Below are 19,157 nucleotides of genomic sequence, written 5' to 3'. Positions count from 1 at the left end.
AAAGAACTCGCGCGGGAAGAAGCGATCGTCGCTACAGAGCGCGAATCTCGTCGGCGCGTCCGGCCACGCATCCAACGGCCAGGGAGCGTCCATCGCGGCTTGTGATGGAGGTGCGTGCTCTTCACCCATCGCTTCCTCGGCCAGTTCTCGCGGCACAGCTCCGCACTCACGACCGGCGACCGAAACTTCCCTCCCGCCAGATGATATTCCTGCTCTGGCGGGCCGGCCGCGCCCACTCCCCGCTAGCGGCGCGTACGACCGAGATTGCGGTCGAGGCCGCAAGCGAGCTGACCGCGGAGATCTGACCTGGTGACGCCGCGCGGCACCTATGCTTCCTGGACTCGGCACAGCCTCTGCATCTCGCGCGCAGCAGTCGCTCATGAACCCTTCAGGTACTTTTAGCGAAAACCGCCGTGTGTACGGTCTCGTTGTCCGCGTTGAGGGTGATGGTGACGTCCAGTCGCTGGCCGGACACAACATGGCCCAGCCAGTGCTGGGCGTCTTCCCACATTCCGTCCCAGGGCACCTCCGAGACGGGATACCAGCTCGGATCGATCTCATCGGTGGCGGTCGGCTCCCCCGCGAACCGGTGTGAGGCGAAAACCACTGCGTCCATATCCAGGCGCGGATCTGAGGGAAACCGCCACCGGACAGGTCCCAACTCCGTCAGATCCGCGAGGTCGACGACGACACCAGATTCCTCCGCTACTTCCCGGACTGCCGCATCGGCAGCGGTTTCCCCGGGCTCGATTCCCCCGCCAAGGGCAACGATACGACCAGTACCAAACCCTGAGCGCTTCAGCCCGAGCAGCACCTCACGCCCATCGGGACACTCGCGGAAGAGAAAGCACAGGGACACGCTGCGTGGAGCCATGCTTCCCGAGTGTAGCCCTCGCGGCGGCGTCAGGGACTCGGCTCGCCCTGCCTGTCCGCCAGCTTGTTACGGTTGTTGTCCTCGCGGAGGAAGAACGCTCCGAGCGACCCGGCGAGGCTCGCGAACACAGCTATCGAGTACACCGCAAGGACCACCTGGATGACCCGGGCGAAGCCGGTCTGCGGTGTGATACCGGTGCCGGTGATGGTGGCGATCGCCGTCTCGAAGAGTGCGTCGCCATAATTGGCATGCGTTCCGGTCGCGTACAGGAGCTGGCTGACTGCGAGGATGACGACGGCGGTGACCGCCACCATCCAGGCGATTCGGCTGGAGAGCAGCCTGCCCGCCGAACGGGAACCTCGGATACCGGCAGACAGGATGCCACCGACCCGCACCACCCGTCCGATGCGAAGCAGGCGAATGGCCTGCAAGGCCCGGAAGAAGCGGAGGAACGGGACAAGGAGAAAGATCACCTGCCACCAGTCCTTCTTCCAGAACGCCCTGCTGAAGCCGGCGATGTATGCCCTGAGCAGGAACTCCGCGACAAACACCGCCCAAAACACCCAGCCTGCGACGCTGAAACCGAGCAGCAGCGCCGGGTCGGTCGCGATCAGCTGCCCGAGCACAACGAGCAGAAAGACCAGACCCAGCACACCCATCGGCCGGTCCAGGCGCCGTGCAAGCAACTCAGCGGCGCTCAAAGCCCTCTCGCCCTCGTCTGCGTTCGGAGATGCTGGGGTATCGGCGTCGCTCACCTCACCTATCCTTCCACGGCGTGCCTGAGCTGGTTAGACTGCCCAAACAGCCAATGAAGTTGCGACAGTTTGGAGAACCCGGCTTGTTACGGTCCTCGGGATACTGGCAGGTTTCGCTCTCCCGACCGCTGGTGCGGCACTAATCCCTGGTGCTTTCATCGGAAACAGGTATCGTCCTCTATTCCTTTCCTCCGTGTTCCGGCTCATCACCGCCCACCGAATCGTCAATTGCGAGAATTGTTGCGGCGTCGCGCGAGTCTGTGCACGCCTGACGGTAGACAGCCCGCACGTCGTCGATGGTGTCGTCTTGTTCTAAATCAAACGGGGGAACTGGTGTAAGAATCACGAAGCGTCAACGATCAGTGCGTCAAGTTCAGCTTTAACGTCACCGATCTGTTGACGCTCCCAACACGTCAGGCCTGGATCTGCGTCTCCTGGCATGAGCAACCCCATAATCTCACTCCTTAGAGCGGCTCTGGCATGGGCGGGGTTGGGTGCTGCATTTGCATAGAGCGCCGCGGCCTGCAGCGCATCTCGTAGTTCGCGGCTGATCATTGAGTTTCCGTCCATCATTTCGACCAGGGCGAGTGGTTGGTCTCCCGTGTGAGCTGCAAAATATGCCTGGCGGAATCAGCAGCACGACGCACAGCGGCTCGCACAAGAGAAGGGGCCGCGCGTCGTCCTCGTAATAGGGTGGCGACGAGGCTGTAACGGGTGGGGTAAATAGGGATGTCGTAGGTCGTGGGAACCGTCACGATGTTCTTGGAGAAGTTTCTCTTGAAGGCTGTGACGTTCGCGAGGCTTGGAAAGTTCTCGCTCTCTATGCCTGTCATTCCGCAAGCGGTGTTGCCGGCTGCCTTGAGCACTTTGAATGCTTCCCATAGCAACAAATACGGTGCGAAGGTCTTTCGGGCCGCGTGTGAGCTGCCCGCGAAATAGTACACGGCGTAGTTTCGGTACTCGGTGGTGATCAGCCAACTTACCGGCGTTCCCTCGTGATAAGCCACTAGGAGACGCAGGTGATCCGCGAGCGTAGTGAGGAGGGTTTCGTAGTAGTGAGAGTCGAAGGATCGAAATCCGCCCCGCTCCGCGGTTTCTTGCATGATGGGGAATAGTTCAGTTGTGAAGACGTCTTTCCACTCATGCTTCGGAATCTGTTTCGTTTCGACGCCGCTACGTTGCGCGCGGGCTATTCTATTGCGCGCGTTGGAGCCAAAGCTCTTGAGGAGGTCCGGTTCGGACAGGGTCAGATCGACGACGATCTCCCGCTCGTACCAGCCATGCTCCAAGGGCTCCATAGCTGGCTGCTGCAAGTGCGCTACCTGCATGCGTACATACAGCGGTTTCAACGATTGCTCTTCATGGAACTGGGCGCGTACGGTGTCCATAAGTAGAAGCTCGGTCGGCGGCGTGCGTTCGGTGAACCAGACTGGCCCGTTGACGACCACGACCGATTCCCGCGACGGACGAGTCACCTGGATAAAACTCGCGGTCGCAACCAGCTCTCCGGCCGCATCCCAGTAGGCCCATATACCAAGGGGCCGGCGTCCGAGCGCCTTTTCAAACTCCATCCACGCTGGCGTCTGCTCCAAAGGAACGACCACGTCGGAGAAAGCTTCAGTGATTCGATCGAAGCTATCCCTATCAAGTTCGCTATACGTCAGGGGGGCTGTGCTCATTTAAGATCCTCCGTAATCCAGGAATTCCTGATTACCGTTCAAGCCGTCATGGTGGTCGCTGATCGAGTTGACACGATCGCCGGAGGTACCCCGCAACCGGCGTAGGGGCTGGCTGCGGGGTACTGGTTTGTGCAGGAGTAGTTCCTACTCCATGATTTGGATGGAATCGGCGATTGCCGCCAGTTGAGCGAACTCCTCAGAGGCTGCATAGGCCTCGGCCTCCTGGACCGACCCATAAGTGGTTCCCCCGCCGTAAGGGGACATCTGGGAGTGACTGGCCAGTGAAAGAACTCCGACACCTGTCTGCGAAATCACGTTGTATAACATGCAGCCTTCTCCAGAGGTGGGGTCCCCAGCTGCGACCAGTCCGGTCGCCGCGACGAGCTGCTCCCCCTCGAAGAGGCGCAGGACGAAGCGGGCATTCGCTGCTCCCGTCGGCGTATCGATGACAACGTTCTCCGACCGAACCTCGCGCCAGGGAACCGGATCCTCAGAGCAGGCGCCACCCAGTCCAGCCTCCCGGGACCGCTGCAGGGTGGCCACCCTGGTCCCCTCCGCGTTCACCACGTCCACTCCCTGCGACGCCGGAACAACATCCCAGTCGCCACGCGTTTCGAAGACCACTCCCAAATCCATCAGCTGATGGGTCTCCCGCAGCTCCGACAAGGACGGACCATCGCCTACCAGCTCCGGCCGCAACTCAACCGGAATCCCTGCAGCGATGAATCTTTGATCCATCAGTTCCTGCGGCGTGATTCCATCCGGATGGACATGCGTGTCCCAATTCAAAAGTGAACCGTATGTTTCAGGGTCCACCAGCCATTGTCCGTCAACTCGTTGTGCCACGGTGAACCAGGCATTTCCTCCGTCCTTAGGATTTGCCATGTAGCCCTCGTCGGTCAGCTGCATAACCATCCAATTCTCGGAACAGCCGATCACTGGGTAGTACTCCGGGTTTTCAGTTAGAGGGGTCATGCCCATGAAATCACTGCCCTGCTCCGTGATCACGTTTACGTCCAAGGGGTTGCATCGCTCGTCGGCTGGCGGCCCGGCAGGTGCGCCGGTAGGTTCGGCCGTCGGTTCCGGTGCTGCGGAAGGTTCGGCAGAGGGGGTCGGTTCAGCAGAGGGGGTTGGTTCGGCAGAGGGAGTTGGTTCGGCAGGTCCCGCGGGTAGCGGAGACTGCGCTCCGAGGGATCCGCCGACGACGACGGCACCCACCACCGCGGCTGCGGCGGCCACCCCGGCGACAGCCGCAACGACCCGGCGACGGCGCCGCATCGGCACTACGACCGGGCGGTCGTCGCTGAAAGCCTCCTGGTCCTGCAGTTCCGCCTCCTCTGTTCCTGCGAGGGCCACCGGAGCAATGACTTCAGTGGGCTCGCCGGTGGCCTCCCGTTCGGCCCGAACGGGATCGAGCCCCCGGATCAAATTCTCTATGCGGTCCATTTCAGGCTCCTTCCTCTGCCATCACGGCGGCGGGCATCATCTCGACGAATGCGGTACGGGCCCGGTGCAGGCGGACTTTGGCTGCCGTGCTTCTGCAACCAAGCACTTCGGCGATCTCAGCGATCGACAGGTCATCCCAGTAGGCCAAAAGGAGAATTTCGCGATCCTTCTCGCGTAATCTCATCAGCGCATCGGCGACAGCCTGTTGCTCGGCACCATGCCCGCGGCGCGCTGCGATGACCACAGATTCACGAACCCGCTGCATCAAATGCTGGGCACGCTCCCGGCGGCGGTACTCATTTCCGATGACGTTTCGTGCCACGGTGAGCAACCAAGCCGGTGTTACCTCGACGGCATCTGCTTGTCGCTGCCAGGCTATGCGGAAAACGTCATTAGTGAGTTCGTCAGCTGCCTCGCGGCTGCTGACCCTGCGGTGAATGAAGTGGAACACGCGCTCGCGGTGTTCCCTGTGAACCGCTGCGAAAACGTCATCGTATCGCTGCAACACTGTCCCCCCTGGTATCCGTTCCCTGTTCATACTCCTCTTGTTTCCGCGCAAACGGAGGAGGTTACAGAAATCTGAAACTGAACGGATTAAAGTGCGCGAGGGTGCGCCGCGGCGTAGATTTCGCGCAGGGTGTCAGCGGTCACGAGCGTGTAGACCTGGGTCGTGGTCACCGAAGCGTGTCCCAACAGTTCCTGCACCACACGGACGTCCGCTCCGCCCTGGAGCAGGTGTGTCGCGAAGGAGTGGCGGAGGGTGTGAGGTGAGACTTCCCCGGTGACGTTCGCGCGTTCCGCCGCTGCCTTCAAAATGGTCCAGGCACTCTGTCTGCTCAGCCGACCGCCGCGCAGATTCAGAAACAGCGCCGGTGCCGCGTTCTTCACGGTGGCGCCGGCCGCGAGCGCCGGGCGGGCCCGCACCAGGTAAGCTCCGACGGCGCGGGCCGCATAGGACCCGAGGGGCACCAGGCGCTCCTTCGAACCTTTCCCAAGCAAACGGACGACGGCGGGACCATCCAGGGCTGGGTCCACGGACACGTCATCGACGTCCAGTCCGACAGCCTCGCTGATCCGTGCCCCTGTCGAATAGAGAAACTCAAGCAACGCCCTGTCCCGGAGTCCCGCTGATGTGGATGTGTCCACAGCTTCGAGGATGCGCGTGACATCATCAACAGAAATTGCTTTCGGAAGCCGTTGCCCCGCCGTTGGGGGATGGACGTCCTCGGCTGGATCAGTGGAAGTGGTGCCCTCAAGTGCCAGGAACCGGTGCAGCCCCCGCACCGCTACGACCGTTCGCGCGGCCGACCGGGGGCTTAGGGGCGACTGACCGTCGTCGCCCGTTGCCAGACCCTGCGAGAAGGCCGAAACCACGTGGCGAGTGACCTGGCTGATCGATTCGATCCCCTGGGCCGCGAGGAACCGCTGATAGCGAAGCAGATCACGGCGGTAGGCGGCGAGGGTATTCGCTGAGAGTCCGCGCTCCACCAGCATGTGCTGCAGATATTCGCTCATCAACCGGCCCGGCGGGGTGGACAGCAGCTCATCCCGAACTGCGGCTTTCACGCCTTCCACGCCACGTCAGTCTTTCAAAACCGGGCCGGCGGCCCACGTGTGGTGCTGGCTCGGGTGTTCCGGCCACGGCGATTCGGCCGGTCGAAGGGCTGCGTATCCACCGGCTTTTGCAACAGCCGCGGCCAGCACCGCGGCGGCGGCCGACGGGCTGTGGATCCGGCCAGCCAGGACAGCGTCCACAGCTTCCTGCAGCGGAATCCACTCAAGCTCGATTTCGGCTTCCTCGTGTGTGCGGGTGTGCCGCTGTTCCACCGGAACCTGTGAAATGCCCTGGGCAAGGTAGATCCTGAGTGCTTCGCTCGATGACCCCGGTGAGAGGAAGAGGTCCGTCAGGACATGCCAGGACCCGGCGGTGATGTCCGCTTCCTCGGCGAGTTCGCGTGCCGCTGCGACAACAAACTCTTCTCCATCGACGTCCAGCAGGCCCGCCGGGATTTCCCACAGGTCCATCCGCACCGGGTGCCGGTACTGGCGGATCAGAAGGACCCGCTCATCCCGATCCATCGCCAGAATTGCCACCGCGCCGGGATGTTCGATGAACTCGCGGGTGATGGGCTCGCCGTCGTCGTGCAGCTTGAAAGTCTCACGGACGACGTCCCATATCTTCCCCTTGAACGCCGCTGCAGAGTCGAGCAGCCGGCGCGGACTCTGCCGGTCCGCTATCACTGGACGCTGCTGCTGCGGTTCCACATTTAGGCCTTGATGCCCCGGCGGGTAAGCGCAGCCTTGACCAGGCCGGCGAAGAGCGGGTGCGGCCGGGTGGGACGGGAGCTGAGCTCAGGGTGCGCCTGAGTGGAAATGTAATATGGGTGGGTTTTGGCGCGAAGCTCAACGAACTCGACCAGGTTGCCGTCGGTTGTGGTTCCGGAAACGACCAGACCTGCTGCTTCGAGCTTGTCGCGGTACTCGTTATTGACTTCGTAGCGGTGCCGGTGACGCTCGCTCACGTCCGTGCGGCCATAGGTCTTCGCCGTCAGGGAACCTTCCTTGAGCTTGGCTTCCCACAGGCCGAGGCGCATGGTGCCGCCCATGTCTCCCTCGCCGGCAACAATCTCGAGCTGCTCCGCCATGGTGGCGATGACCGGGAAGTCAGTTTCGGGCTCAAACTCTGTGGAGGAGGCGCCCTTGAGTCCAACAACGTTACGGGCATACTCGATCACCATGCACTGCAGGCCGAGGCACAATCCGAGCGTCGGCACGCCGTTCTCACGTGAATACCGCAACGCACCCAGCTTGCCCTCAAGGCCGCGGATGCCGAATCCTCCCGGAACGCAGATGGCGTCGACACCTTCCAGTGCCTTGGCCGCACCCTCTTCGGTGGCGCACTCGTCGGAGGGGACCCAGCGGATCTGCACCTTGGCCTTGTTCGCGAATCCGCCCGCGCGCAGCGCCTCGGTCACGGAAAGGTAGGCGTCGGGGAGGTCGATGTACTTGCCGACCAGCGCGATTTCAACGTGGTGCTTCGGATAGTGCACCGCGTCGAGGAGCTTGTTCCACTTCGACCAGTTCACGTCCTTGAACTTCAGGTCAAGCGCCTGCACGATGTATGCGTCAAGACCCTGGGCGTGAAGGGTCTTGGGGATGTCGTAGATGCTTGGGGCATCAGCTGCATTGACGACGGCGTCGATGTCGACGTCGCACATGCGCCCGATCTTTGCGCGCATCGCATCGGGAACCTCGCGGTCGGACCGGATGACAATTGCATCAGGCTGGATACCGATGGAGCGGAGCATTGCAACGGAGTGCTGTGTGGGCTTGGTCTTCAGTTCCTGGGACGGACCGATGTACGGAACCAGGGAGACGTGCAGGAAGAAGACGTTGTTACGGCCGATGTCCTGCCGCACCTGCCGTGCGGACTCGAGGAAGGGCTGGGACTCGATGTCGCCTACGGTGCCGCCGATTTCGGTGATGATGACGTCGGGGGCGACCTTGCGCGATGCTGAGGGCTCTGCTGGCAGGCGCATGCGCCGCTTGATCTCGTCGGTGATGTGCGGGATGACCTGCACAGTGTCTCCCAAGTACTCGCCGCGGCGTTCCTTGGCGATCACCGTCGAGTAGATCTGGCCGGTGGTGACGTTGGCGGAGCCGTCAAGGCTCTCATCGAGGAAGCGCTCGTAGTGGCCGATGTCCAGGTCCGTTTCGGCGCCGTCGTCGGTCACGAAGACCTCACCGTGCTGGAATGGATTCATAGTGCCGGGATCAACGTTGAGATACGGATCCAGCTTCTGCATTGTCACGGAAAGTCCGCGCGCCCTCAGGAGGTGCCCGAGGCTGGAGGCCGTCAGTCCCTTGCCTAGAGAGGACGCCACGCCACCTGTAACGAAGATGTGCTTGGTAGTCTTTGCGGACTTTGAGAACCGGGAGATTGTTTGCTGCACCACGGGGTTCGAGACTATCACTTAGCTGTTGTGCGCGCTGCATCAAGCAGCAGTTCTTCCGCGTGTGCCTGGGCACTTGCGGATTCTTCCTGGCCGGCCAGCATCCGGGCCAGTTCCCGCACCCGCTCGGAGTCGGGAAGGACTTCGACGTCGCTGGCCGTGAATCCGCCGTCGGCGGCCCGGCTTTTGGTCACCCGGATGTGGTGCGAGGCGAAGGCGGCGACCTGCGGCAGGTGCGTGACGACAACAACCTGAACATGGCGCGCGAGCATGGCGAGCCTGCGCCCGATTTCGACGGCGGCCTTGCCCCCGACGCCGGCGTCCACTTCATCGAACACAAACGTTGGTACAGGGTCGACGGCGGCGAGCACCACCTCGATCGCGAGCATTACCCTCGAGAGTTCACCGCCCGACGCGCCCTTACCGAGCGGCCGCGGTGCGGACCCGGCGTGCGGCTGGAGGGAGAACGCGACGTCGTCGGCCCCCAACGCGCCGGGTGCGTCCGTGGATACAACCTCGATGATGAGTTGTGCATCGGGCATTGCAAGCGCCGTCAGTTCAGCACTGACCCGGGCGGAGAGCTCCCCCGCAGCGGTCTGACGCAACGCCGTGAGCAACCCGGCCTCCGTGCGGACACGATCCTCAAGCGCTGCGGCTTCCTGGTGCAATTCCTCAATGCGGTTCGAATCTCCGCTGATTTCCTCGAGGCGTTCACGGCTGGCCGCGGTCCACTCCAGCACTTCGTTGATGGTCGGAGCGTACTTGCGGATGAGGACGTTCAGCTCCGCCCGCCGTGCCTCGACCTCCGCCAACCGACCCGGTCCGTCGGAATCAATCGACGCCGCGTAACCTGCCAGCTCTGTCGAGATATCAGCGAGGATGTACCCTACTTCCGCCAACCGTTCGGCGAGGGTATCCAATTCGGCGTCGTGCGCGCCGACCGCTTCGAGCTGCCGCTTTGCAACGTCCACGAGGGTAATCGCGTCACCGGTTTCCGGGAACTCACCGGACACGAGCGCCTGGTGGGCTTCAGCCGCTGCCGTCCGAAGCTCTTCCACGTTCCCGAGCTTCATCGCTTCGGTCTTCAGTGCCTCGTCTTCATCGGGCCTGGGGTCGACGGCGTCAATTTCCTCGAGTGCGGACCGCAGGGACTCTGCTTCCCGAAGGCGGTCCCGCTCAGCGTTGCGCAGGGCGTCAAGTTCAGCCGTCACCTCCCGCCACCGCCGGAAGGCGGACTGGTAGGAGGTGAGCGCGGCAGCAAGCTCACTGCCGCCGAACTTATCGAGTGCCTCCCGCTGCGCCCCTGCACCCCGCAGGCGTAACTGGTCCGATTGCCCGTGGACCACAACGAGCTTCTCCCCGACTTCCGCAAGCACCGCGGCAGGGGCAGCGCGACCGCCAACGTAAGCCCGGCTCCGGCCGTCGCTGCTGACGGTCCGCGCGAGGATCAGCCCGGCGCCGCCGTCGTCGTACTCTTCCAGCTCCGCGCCCGCCTCCAGCGCGCGCTGTGCTGCCGAGCCGCCGGAATCGACGCGGACCACCGCTTCCGCGGACGCGCCCTTCGCACCCAGGCGGACAGCCCCGGCGTCGGACCTTGCGCCCATGAGCAGCCCCAGTGCGGAGAGCACCATCGTTTTTCCAGCACCGGTTTCACCCGTGACTACCGTGAACCCAGTGCCGAGGGAAAGTGTTGCGTCGGCGATGACGCCGAGGTCGCGGATGCGGATTTCCTCGATCATCCTGACGCTTCCGCCTCGTGGGTGACTGGCCCGCGCCAGCCCTGGGTGGGGAGCGCGAACTTACGGACCAGCCGCTCGGAGAACGGGGTCTGGTGGGTGCGGGCCAGACGTACGGGGGTGTCGGAACGCGTTGCCTCCACGCGTGAGCCGGGTGGGAGGTCCACGGTCCGGCGTCCGTCGCACCAGAGCACACCGGGTGCGTCAGTCCGCGACAGTATTTCAACGGCCAACAACGATGTCGGCGCAACGACGAGCGGCTTGGCGAACAGTGCGTGGGCGCTGATCGGGGCGACGAGCAGCGCCTCGACTTCCGGCCACACCACTGGCCCACCGGAGGAGAACGCATACGCCGTCGACCCGGTGGGGGTGGCAAGCACCACTCCGTCGCAACCGAAGGAACTGACCGGGCGGCCGTCCACTTCGAGCACAACCTCGATCATCCGCTCCCGGTTGGCTTTCTCGATTGCGGCTTCGTTCAGGGCCCAGGTCTGGGCGGCCAGCTGGTCGCCCTGCCAGACTTTAACGTCGATGGCCATGCGTTCCTCGACCGTGTAATCCTTGTCGACTACCCAGCGAACGGCTTCTGCGAGACCTGCCCGCTCACTCTCGGCAAGGAAACCGACGTGCCCAAGATTCACTCCGAGCAGTGGAACTTCGGTGCCGCGCATGAGCTCCGCCGCACGGAGAATGGTTCCGTCTCCGCCGAGCACCATGCCAAGCTCAATATCCTCCAGCGAAGCGTCGGTGCCCAGGGCTTCAGTGGGAGCCGCGAGCATTCCATACTCCGCCTGGATGTCGGCCAATTCTTCAACGCGCATCACCGGCGTCAACCCGGCCGCATGAAGGCGGGTACACGCTTCCTGCGCGGCAGCCATGGCTTCATGGCGGCCGGTGTGGGCGAGTACCAGTATGCGTCTAGTCATTACGCTCCGTTGTATCAGTTGGAGGCGGCATCACGCACTGCCGCCGATTCAAATGCAGGACTTGCCCGGACCAGGTCCTGGGCTCGATCATGCACTCGCGACGCTGCGTCATCCTCGATACTAGGCACGATCCCACCGCCCGGCACCTTTATCCACACGAAGAACTCCACGTTTCCGTTCTGCCCGGCCAGAGGACTGCGGGCAACCGACTCCACCCGAAGGCCCAGTGCCAGCGCGGACCCGACAACCCCGACGACAGCGGCGCGCCTCAGGGCCTCATCCGTCACCACTCCCGTGCGGTTGAGTGCGTTCCTGCCAACCTCGAACTGCGGCTTGACCATGAGGACAAGTTCCCCGCCCGGTTTCGTAGCTCGGGCGAGCGGTTCCATGACGAGGGTGAGGGAAATGAAGGACAGGTCAGCAACCGTCAGATCAACCGTGCCGCCAATCTCAACAGGGTCGAGGAACCGGACGTTCATCCCCTCATGCACTTTTACGTGCGGGTGGTTCCGAAGCTGGTCCACCAGCTGGCCGTGCCCAACGTCAACTGCAACCACCTCTGCGGCCCCGCGACGAAGCAGTACGTCGGTGAAACCTCCGGTCGAAGCGCCCGCGTCCAGGCACCTGCGGCCCTCTACGCGGACGTTGGGGAACGCGGCCAGTGCACCGTCGAGCTTGTGCCCCGCGCGGCTCAGGTAATCGGGGCGCGGCCCGTCGGTGACTGTCAGGTCCTCTGCATCTTCAACCCGTTGGGAAGATTTGGCCGCTACGGCGCCCGCACGGAGCACCCGCCCTTCCGCGATGAGCGCAGCGGCATGGGAACGCGACCGTGCCAATCCGCGCGCAACCAGCGCCTGGTCAAGTCTTGCCATCAGGTGTGTTCGGTGTTGAGTTCGCTAAGCAACTCATCATGCAGTTGTTCGAACGCCGCAGGCTGCTCACTCTCAGGCAACTCGGCAATGTTCACGAGCGCTCCGATCAAACCGTCAACGGCTGCGTCGTCAGTTGGTGCGATCGAGACGGGATATTCCGGCGTCGAACCGTCCAGCAGCGTGCCCTGCTCCAGCGGATACCGCTCACTCGATGACATGCCAAACCTCGCTCCCGGTCAGGATCCGTCGTTCTCGAACTGCAGTGGCGGCAGAGCCACTGTGGTCTGCTCCGGCGTTGCAGTCCACCAGGCAGCGCAGGCCGCGCGCCACGTGTCCACGTTATCGCGGCCGCCAGCCATGACCACGACGCCGTCCCGCACTTCCGCACTCGAGTTCCCGCAGGCGAACACGCCACCGGTTTCCACTGTTTCCGGGTACGGGCGGTGAAGGTCGCACAGGTCCCGGAGCAGGTACGTTGGCCGTTGATCCGTCACAGCAGCAAGTGCGTTGGTCCAGCTGTCAACGCCGGTGAGCACCAGCGCTGTTTCCATGCCGGCCCGATTCCCGCCGAGGATGTCGGTGTCGAGCCGATCTCCCACCACAAGCGCGCGGTTGGCGCCGAGGTGCTTTGCCGCCGTCGTAAACAGCTGTGCTTCAGGCTTGCCTGCCACTTTCGGCCGTTCGCCTGTGGCTGCAGCAACCGCCGCGACAAGCGTGCCGTTACCAGGAGCAATACCGCGCGCCTGGGGAATGGACATATCGGTGTTGGTCGCGACCCAAACTGCCCCTCCGGCCACTGCGAAAGCAGCTTCAGCCAGGTCCCTCCAGCCGAGCGACGGCTCGAAACCCTGGATAACGGCGTCGGGAATGGGGTCAGCGGTCGACACGGGGACCAGACCCTGGTCCGCGACGTGCTGTGCCAGGATGGTGCTCCCGGTCACGAGCACGGTGGCACCGGCCGGGACCAGGCCGGCCAGCAGCTCAGCCCCCGCGAGTGCTGACCCGAACACCTGTTCCGCCGTTGCTGGCGCGCCGAGCTCCTGCAGATGCGCAGCGACGTCGGCCGAGGATCTGGAGGCGTTGTTCGTAATGTAGGCCAGCGCAACCCCCCTGCCCTCCAGCGCCTCAAGTGACTCGATTGCACCGGGAATCGCCGAGGGGCCCGCGTAAACGACACCATCCAGGTCAGCCAGCAGCGCTTCGAAACGGTCGACGAGGGCTGGGCCCCCACTTTCAGTCACGATCAGCGGTATCCGTGGCCGCGGTTGAATCAGTGTTGTCAGCAACCATGTCCGTTGAATCGGTATCGTCCGGTCCATTGTCAGCTGATTCAACGTCACCCGAATCAGGCTTGGTCGCCTCAGACTCGACTGCCTCAGCCTCGGGGGACCCGCCGTCGCTCAGTTCAGTCTCAGCCGCCTCTCCAGCTTCACCATGCTCTTTAGCCTTATCGCCCTGCTCAGCTTCACCGTTCTCATCAGCCTTGTCGCCCTGCTCAGCCTCACCGCTCGCTGAACCGGAGGAGCTGTTCTCATCTTCGGCCTCTTGGGAGGCGACCGCCTGGATCGTTCCTGCAGCGGCCTGGCGGTCAAGGGTTGGCTCCTCATCATCTCCAGCCAGGTCGATGATGTCCGGGTCGGCAAAGGCGCCCACACCGAGGGCATTCTCGGCAACATCTGCCTGACGAAGCCAGGAAGCGGCTTCCTCCGTGCGGCCGACTACGCCCAGTGCCTCCGCATAAGCGCGGAAGAGGCGTGGGCTATAGCTGAACGCACGGTTCTTCGTCAGTTGCGGGACTTCAAGGGCGGCAACAGCCGCGTCGTGCTGGCCAAGATCGGCCCGCGCACCCGACACGACGATCGCAAGCTCCACCTTCCCCGCGGTGTCGAGCTGGGTAGCGTCGTCGGATTGTGCAAGGTCAATGGCACGGTCAGGGCGCCCCAGTCCCCGCTCGCAGTCGGCCATGATCGGCAAATGGTCATTCGAACCGCTGATGCGCCGATAAGTGCGGAACTCCCGCAGAGCTTCCCCATAGTGCCCTGCAGCGTAGGCTGTGAGGCCCACGGCTTCGCGCACGACGGCGAGACGGCCTCCGCGGCGGCTTGCAGCCAGCGCATGCTGGAACGCCAGCTCGGGCTCGTCGTCAATCAGCCGGCCTGCCATGACCAGGTGCTTGGAAACCCAGAGGGCGCTGCGCTCTTCCAGGTTGCGGATCTGAGCGCGAGTGATCTTGTCGAGCTCGCTGCCGGTGACGTCCTCATCGATCTCCGGTGAACGCTCGCGGTCCGGGCGGTTGGCACTGCGCAGGTCACGTGCATTGTGTGGACGGGCAAACGGTGAGTCCGCAGGCCCGTTGTCCCGTGGGCCGTTGTCCCGAGACCCGTCGAAACGCCTTGGCGCATCAGTTCGCCGCTCGTCTCCGCGACCGCCAGCATTGTATCCCCGCTGCTCACGGTCGCCGGATCCAAAACTCCGCTGCTCCCTATCGCCGCCGAAGGAAGATCCGCCGCGCCCGGCATTGTTGCCTTCCCGTCCCCGGAATCCTGAATCGGTTCGTCTTCCCGCTTCATTGCTCCGAGGAGCGCGGTCATTGTTTCGCTCCCCTGCGTCACGGTAGCTACCGCGCTCGGCCCCTCCTGAACGGGGACCATCACGACGCTCGGGGGCCCTGCCGGTACGCGAACCAGGCTCGCGGAAGCTCCGCCGGGAGTCATCTTCCTTGCGGAAAGCACCTGCTTCGCGGCTGCTTCCTCCGCGCGAAGGTGCGCCTCCCTTGAAGCCCCGGTTTTCTGTGCGGCCGTCATTGTCCCGTGAGGGGCGATCACGCCATGAACCAGCACTGTTGCCGGCATCAGGCGCGCCGCTGGGACGGCCAAACGGCTGGCGCTGGCCACGCTCTGGACGTCCTTCGCTACTTCTGCCTGAGTTGTCCCGGCTGTATCCACCGGAGCGACGCTCACCGGCATCACGGTTGAAACCCGAACCCGCACCACGACGCTCACCACTATCACGCTCACGCGAAGGCCCACCGGAACGACGCTCACCGGCATCACGGTTGAATCCACCGGAACGGCGCTCTCCCGGTGGGGTTTCACGCCGGGGGCGGTCATCGTTTACGCGCGGAGAGTCCTTGCGATCAGCGTTAGGGCGGTTGAAGCCACGCCGTTCCGGCCCCCCTGCCCCACGGGCTTCTGAATCGCTGCTGCGGCGTTCATCCCGACGCTCGTTGTCCTGTCCGCGCGTGCGGTCCTGATCAGCCATGGCAGTGTGATTCCTCTCGTCATGAGCTGACCTGACCTGGGCGTCGGACGCTCTCGCTTTTGATATATGTGTCGTGTCTTCGATTCCGGGCAGGACCCTTCTCCCATTGTAGGGAAGGGTCGCGGATCCGGTGAAGGGCCGTTAAATGACTGAGGCTCCGACAGAATGGTCGGAGCCTCAGTGCTAAGTGTTGTCCGGCGGTGTCCTACTCTCCCACACTCTCTCGGGTGCAGTACCATCGGCGCTGTGGGTCTTAGCTTCCGGGTTCGGAATGGGACCGGGCGTTTCCCCCACGCTATGACCGCCGTAACTCGTTTACCCGTCCCCCCGTGTCCTGCCCTTTTGCCCCTTTTTGGTGGGGGGTGTGGGTGGTTGGGGGGTGGGAAAATTGTGGTTACAACTCTGTGTTTAGTTGTGTGTATTTTGTTGTGTTTGGTTCCCGGGGTTGTTGGTTGGGAACCGCATAGTGGACGCGTAGCATTACATGTTTTGTGTGGTGTCAAGTTATCGGCTTATTAGTACCGGTCAGCTTCACGAGTCGTTAGTCCTCGCTTCCACATCCGGCCTATCAACCCAGTGGTCTGGCTGGGGGCCTCTCACACGATATGTGTATGGAAATCTCATCTCGAAGCAGGCTTCCCGCTTAGATGCTTTCAGCGGTTATCCCATCCGAACGTAGCTAATCAGCGGTGCACTTGGCAGTACAACTGACACACCAGAGGTTCGTCCGTCCCGGTCCTCTCGTACTAAGGACAGCCCTTCTCAAATTTCCTGCGCGCGCAGCGGATAGGGACCGAACTGTCTCACGACGTTCTAAACCCAGCTCGCGTACCGCTTTAATGGGCGAACAGCCCAACCCTTGGGACCTACTCCAGCCCCAGGATGCGACGAGCCGACATCGAGGTGCCAAACCATGCCGTCGATATGGACTCTTGGGCAAGATCAGCCTGTTATCCCCGAGGTACCTTTTATCCGTTGAGCGACGGCCATTCCACAATGTACCGCCGGATCACTAGTCCCGACTTTCGTCCCTGCTTGAGATGTCTCTCTCACAGTCAAGCTCCCTTGTGCACTTACACTCGCCACCTGATTGCCAACCAGGCTGAGGGAACCTTTGGGCGCCTCCGTTACTTTTTAGGAGGCAACCGCCCCAGTTAAACTACCCATCAGGCACTGTCCCTGACCCGGATTACGGGCCGAAGTTAGATATCCAGAGTGACCAGAGTGGTATTTCAACGATGACTCCACCTGAACTAGCGTCCAAGCTTCACAGTCTCCCACCTATCCTACACAAGCCACACCGAACACCAATACCAAACTATAGTGAAGGTCTCGGGGTCTTTCCGTCCTGCTGCGCGTAACGAGCATCTTTACTCGTAGTGCAATTTCGCCGAGTTTATGGTTGAGACAGCGGGGAAGTCGTTACTCCATTCGTGCAGGTCGGAACTTACCCGACAAGGAATTTCGCTACCTTAGGATGGTTATAGTTACCACCGCCGTTTACTGGGGCTTAAATTCCCAGCTTCGCCCACAAGGGGCTAACCGGTCCTCTTAACCTTCCAGCACCGGGCAGGAGTCAGTCCGTATACATCGTCTTGCGACTTCGCACGGACCTGTGTTTTTAGTAAACAGTCGCTTCCCCCTGGTCTCTGCGGCCCCGATCCGCCTCCCCACAGCAAGTGTGGTTCACGGTTGGGGCCCCCCTTCTCCCGAAGTTACGGGGGCATTTTGCCGAGTTCCTTAACCATAATTCTCTCGATCGCCTTAGTATTCTCTACCTGATCACCTGTGTCGGTTTGGGGTACGGGCAGTTGGAACCTCACGCCGATGCTTTTCTAGGCAGCATAGGATCACCGGATCCCCACCAAAGTGGGGCCCATCGGGTCTCAAAGTCGGTATCTAAACCAGGACCACGGATTTACCTATGATCCCTCCTACACCCTTAGACCAGGACAACCATCGCCTGGCCCGACTACCTTCCTGCGTCACACCTGTTAATACGCTTACCTCCCAAGATCAGGTCCCACGCTCCCCACTAACACTGTCCCCGAAGGGCACTGGAAAATGGTTTGGGTGGTTAGTATCCCTTGTTCAGTATGGGCGGTTCTTCACCGGTACGGGAATATCAACCCGTTGTCCATCGACTACGCCTGTCGGCCTCGCCTTAGGTCCCGACTTACCCAGGGCAGATTAGCTTGACCCTGGAACCCTTGATCATTCGGCGGACGGGTTTCTCACCCGTCTTTCGCTACTCATGCCTGCATTCTCACTCGTGTAGGCTCCACCGCTGGTTTACACCGCGACTTCACTGCCCACACGACGCTCCCCTACCACTCCAAACACCTGAACCAACCCCAAAGGGCCAGCTGGGTTATTGTTTGAAATCCACAACTTCGGCGGTGTACTTGAGCCCCGCTACATTGTCGGCGCGGAATCACTTGACCAGTGAGCTATTACGCACTCTTTCAAGGATGGCTGCTTCTAAGCCAACCTCCTGGTTGTCTGAGCAACTCCACATCCTTTCCCACTTAGCACACGCTTAGGGGCCTTAGTTGGTGGTCTGGGCTGTTTCCCTCTCGACTATGAAGCTTATCCCCCACAGTCTCACTGCTGCGCTCTCACTTACCGGCATTCGGAGTTTGGCTGACGTCAGTAACCTTGTAGGGCCCATCGGCCATCCAGTAGCTCTACCTCCGGCAAGAAACACGCAACGCTGCACCTAAATGCATTTCGGGGAGAACCAGCTATCACGAAGTTTGATTGGCCTTTCACCCCTACCCACAGCTCATCCCCTCCATTTTCAACTGAAGTGGGTTCGGTCCTCCACGACGTCTTACCGTCGCTTCAACCTGGCCATGGGTAGATCACTTCGCTTCGGGTCTAGATCACGCCACTCACTCGCCCTATTCAGACTCGCTTTCGCTACGGCTACCCCACACGGGTTAACCTCGCGACGTAACACTAACTCGCAGGCTCATTCTTCAAAAGGCACGCCATCACAGGAACAGTGATAAATCACCACCTGCTCTGACGGATTGTAGGCACACGGTTTCAGGTACTATTTCACTCCCCTCCCGGGGTACTTTTCACCTTTCCCTCACGGTACTTGTCCGCTATCGGTCATCAGGGAGTATTTAGGCTTACCAGGTGGTCCTGGCAGATTCGCACGGGATTTCTCGGGCCCCGTACTACTTGGGATACTCTCCAAGCGGCAACACGCATTACAGCTACGGGACTCTCACCCACTCCGGTCGGGCCTTCAAACCCGTTCACCTATACGCTTGCACTCACTTCACCAGCCCGGCAGAGCTGATACGGAAAGTCCCGCAACCCCAGAGATGCAACGCCCGCCGGCTATCACACACCACTGGTTTAGCCTCATCCGCGTTCGCTCGCCACTACTAACGGAATCACTATTGTTTTCTCTTCCTGTGGGTACTGAGATGTTTCACTTCCCCACGTTCCCCCCACGTACCCTATGTGTTCAGATACGGGTCACCACGTCGCAACAAGTACGCATGGCGGGGTTTCCCCATTCGGACATCCTGGGATCAAAGTTCGGTTATCAACTCCCCCAGGCTTATCGCAGATTCCCACGTCCTTCTTCGGCTCCTGATGCCAAGGCATCCACCGTGTGCCCTTAAAAACTTGACGA

The 19,157-nt window shown here is 62.0% G+C and carries 14 protein-coding genes and 2 rRNA genes; all 16 read right to left on the bottom strand.

Features of this window, described 5'->3' with window-relative positions; genetic code table 11:
- Window positions 1-388: 388 nt before the first annotated feature.
- Window positions 389-874: an 8-oxo-dGTP diphosphatase gene (locus ACWA1U_RS10575; protein WP_463722146.1), complete on the bottom strand. Its 486-nt coding sequence runs from the start codon at window positions 872-874 to the stop codon at window positions 389-391.
- A gap of 29 nt (window positions 875-903) precedes the next feature.
- Window positions 904-1,629: a hypothetical protein gene (locus ACWA1U_RS10570; protein ID WP_463722145.1), complete on the bottom strand. Its 726-nt coding sequence runs from the start codon at window positions 1,627-1,629 to the stop codon at window positions 904-906.
- A 569-nt stretch (window positions 1,630-2,198) separates the two neighbouring features.
- Entirely contained in the window at window positions 2,199-3,308 is a 1,110-nt protein-coding gene (locus ACWA1U_RS10565; protein WP_463722144.1) for a lipid II:glycine glycyltransferase FemX, read from the bottom strand.
- 144 nt (window positions 3,309-3,452) lie between these two features.
- Entirely contained in the window at window positions 3,453-4,754 is a 1,302-nt protein-coding gene (locus ACWA1U_RS10560; protein ID WP_463722143.1) for a hypothetical protein, read from the bottom strand.
- Between the two features lies 1 nt (window position 4,755).
- The gene (locus ACWA1U_RS10555; protein ID WP_463722142.1) at window positions 4,756-5,262 is read right to left on the bottom strand and encodes an RNA polymerase sigma factor; all 507 of its coding nucleotides are present in this window, start codon (window positions 5,260-5,262) and stop codon (window positions 4,756-4,758) included.
- An 86-nt stretch (window positions 5,263-5,348) separates the two neighbouring features.
- A complete protein-coding gene (gene xerD, locus ACWA1U_RS10550; RefSeq protein WP_463725017.1) occupies window positions 5,349-6,269 on the bottom strand; it encodes a site-specific tyrosine recombinase XerD in 921 nt (306 codons plus the stop codon).
- Between the two features lie 66 nt (window positions 6,270-6,335).
- Window positions 6,336-7,019 (bottom strand): NUDIX domain-containing protein, encoded by a 684-nt coding sequence (locus tag ACWA1U_RS10545; RefSeq protein ID WP_463722141.1) that lies wholly within the window; start codon window positions 7,017-7,019, stop codon window positions 6,336-6,338.
- A gap of 2 nt (window positions 7,020-7,021) precedes the next feature.
- Complete coding sequence (locus ACWA1U_RS10540) at window positions 7,022-8,728, bottom strand: CTP synthase (protein WP_463722140.1); 1,707 nt, start codon at window positions 8,726-8,728, stop codon at window positions 7,022-7,024.
- Window positions 8,725-10,446 (bottom strand): DNA repair protein RecN, encoded by a 1,722-nt coding sequence (gene recN / locus ACWA1U_RS10535; protein ID WP_463722139.1) that lies wholly within the window; start codon window positions 10,444-10,446, stop codon window positions 8,725-8,727. The genes ACWA1U_RS10540 and recN overlap by 4 nt, the downstream gene beginning before the upstream one ends.
- Window positions 10,443-11,369 (bottom strand): NAD kinase, encoded by a 927-nt coding sequence (locus ACWA1U_RS10530; protein ID WP_463722138.1) that lies wholly within the window; start codon window positions 11,367-11,369, stop codon window positions 10,443-10,445. The genes recN and ACWA1U_RS10530 overlap by 4 nt, the downstream gene beginning before the upstream one ends.
- Window positions 11,370-11,383: 14 nt before the next feature.
- A complete protein-coding gene (locus ACWA1U_RS10525; RefSeq protein WP_463722137.1) occupies window positions 11,384-12,241 on the bottom strand; it encodes a TlyA family RNA methyltransferase in 858 nt (285 codons plus the stop codon).
- Complete coding sequence (locus ACWA1U_RS10520) at window positions 12,241-12,459, bottom strand: hypothetical protein (RefSeq protein ID WP_463722136.1); 219 nt, start codon at window positions 12,457-12,459, stop codon at window positions 12,241-12,243. The genes ACWA1U_RS10525 and ACWA1U_RS10520 overlap by 1 nt, the downstream gene beginning before the upstream one ends.
- A gap of 18 nt (window positions 12,460-12,477) precedes the next feature.
- Window positions 12,478-13,482 carry an HAD-IIA family hydrolase gene (locus ACWA1U_RS10515; protein WP_463722135.1) on the bottom strand — a complete coding sequence of 335 codons (1,005 nt, stop codon included), beginning with the start codon at window positions 13,480-13,482 and terminating at the stop codon, window positions 12,478-12,480.
- Entirely contained in the window at window positions 13,475-15,502 is a 2,028-nt protein-coding gene (locus ACWA1U_RS10510; protein ID WP_463722134.1) for a hypothetical protein, read from the bottom strand. The genes ACWA1U_RS10515 and ACWA1U_RS10510 overlap by 8 nt, the downstream gene beginning before the upstream one ends.
- Window positions 15,503-15,694: 192 nt before the next feature.
- A 5S ribosomal RNA gene (gene rrf / locus ACWA1U_RS10505) occupies window positions 15,695-15,811 on the bottom strand.
- Between the two features lie 186 nt (window positions 15,812-15,997).
- Window positions 15,998-19,156 (bottom strand): 23S ribosomal RNA (locus ACWA1U_RS10500).
- Between the last annotated feature and the right edge of the window lies 1 nt (window position 19,157).

The sequence above is a fragment of the Arthrobacter sp. TRD_SC_6 genome, assembly GCF_055361185.1.
The sequence above is the reverse complement of the archived record's forward strand: the minus strand, read 5'-3'. Positions and strand labels throughout refer to the sequence as shown.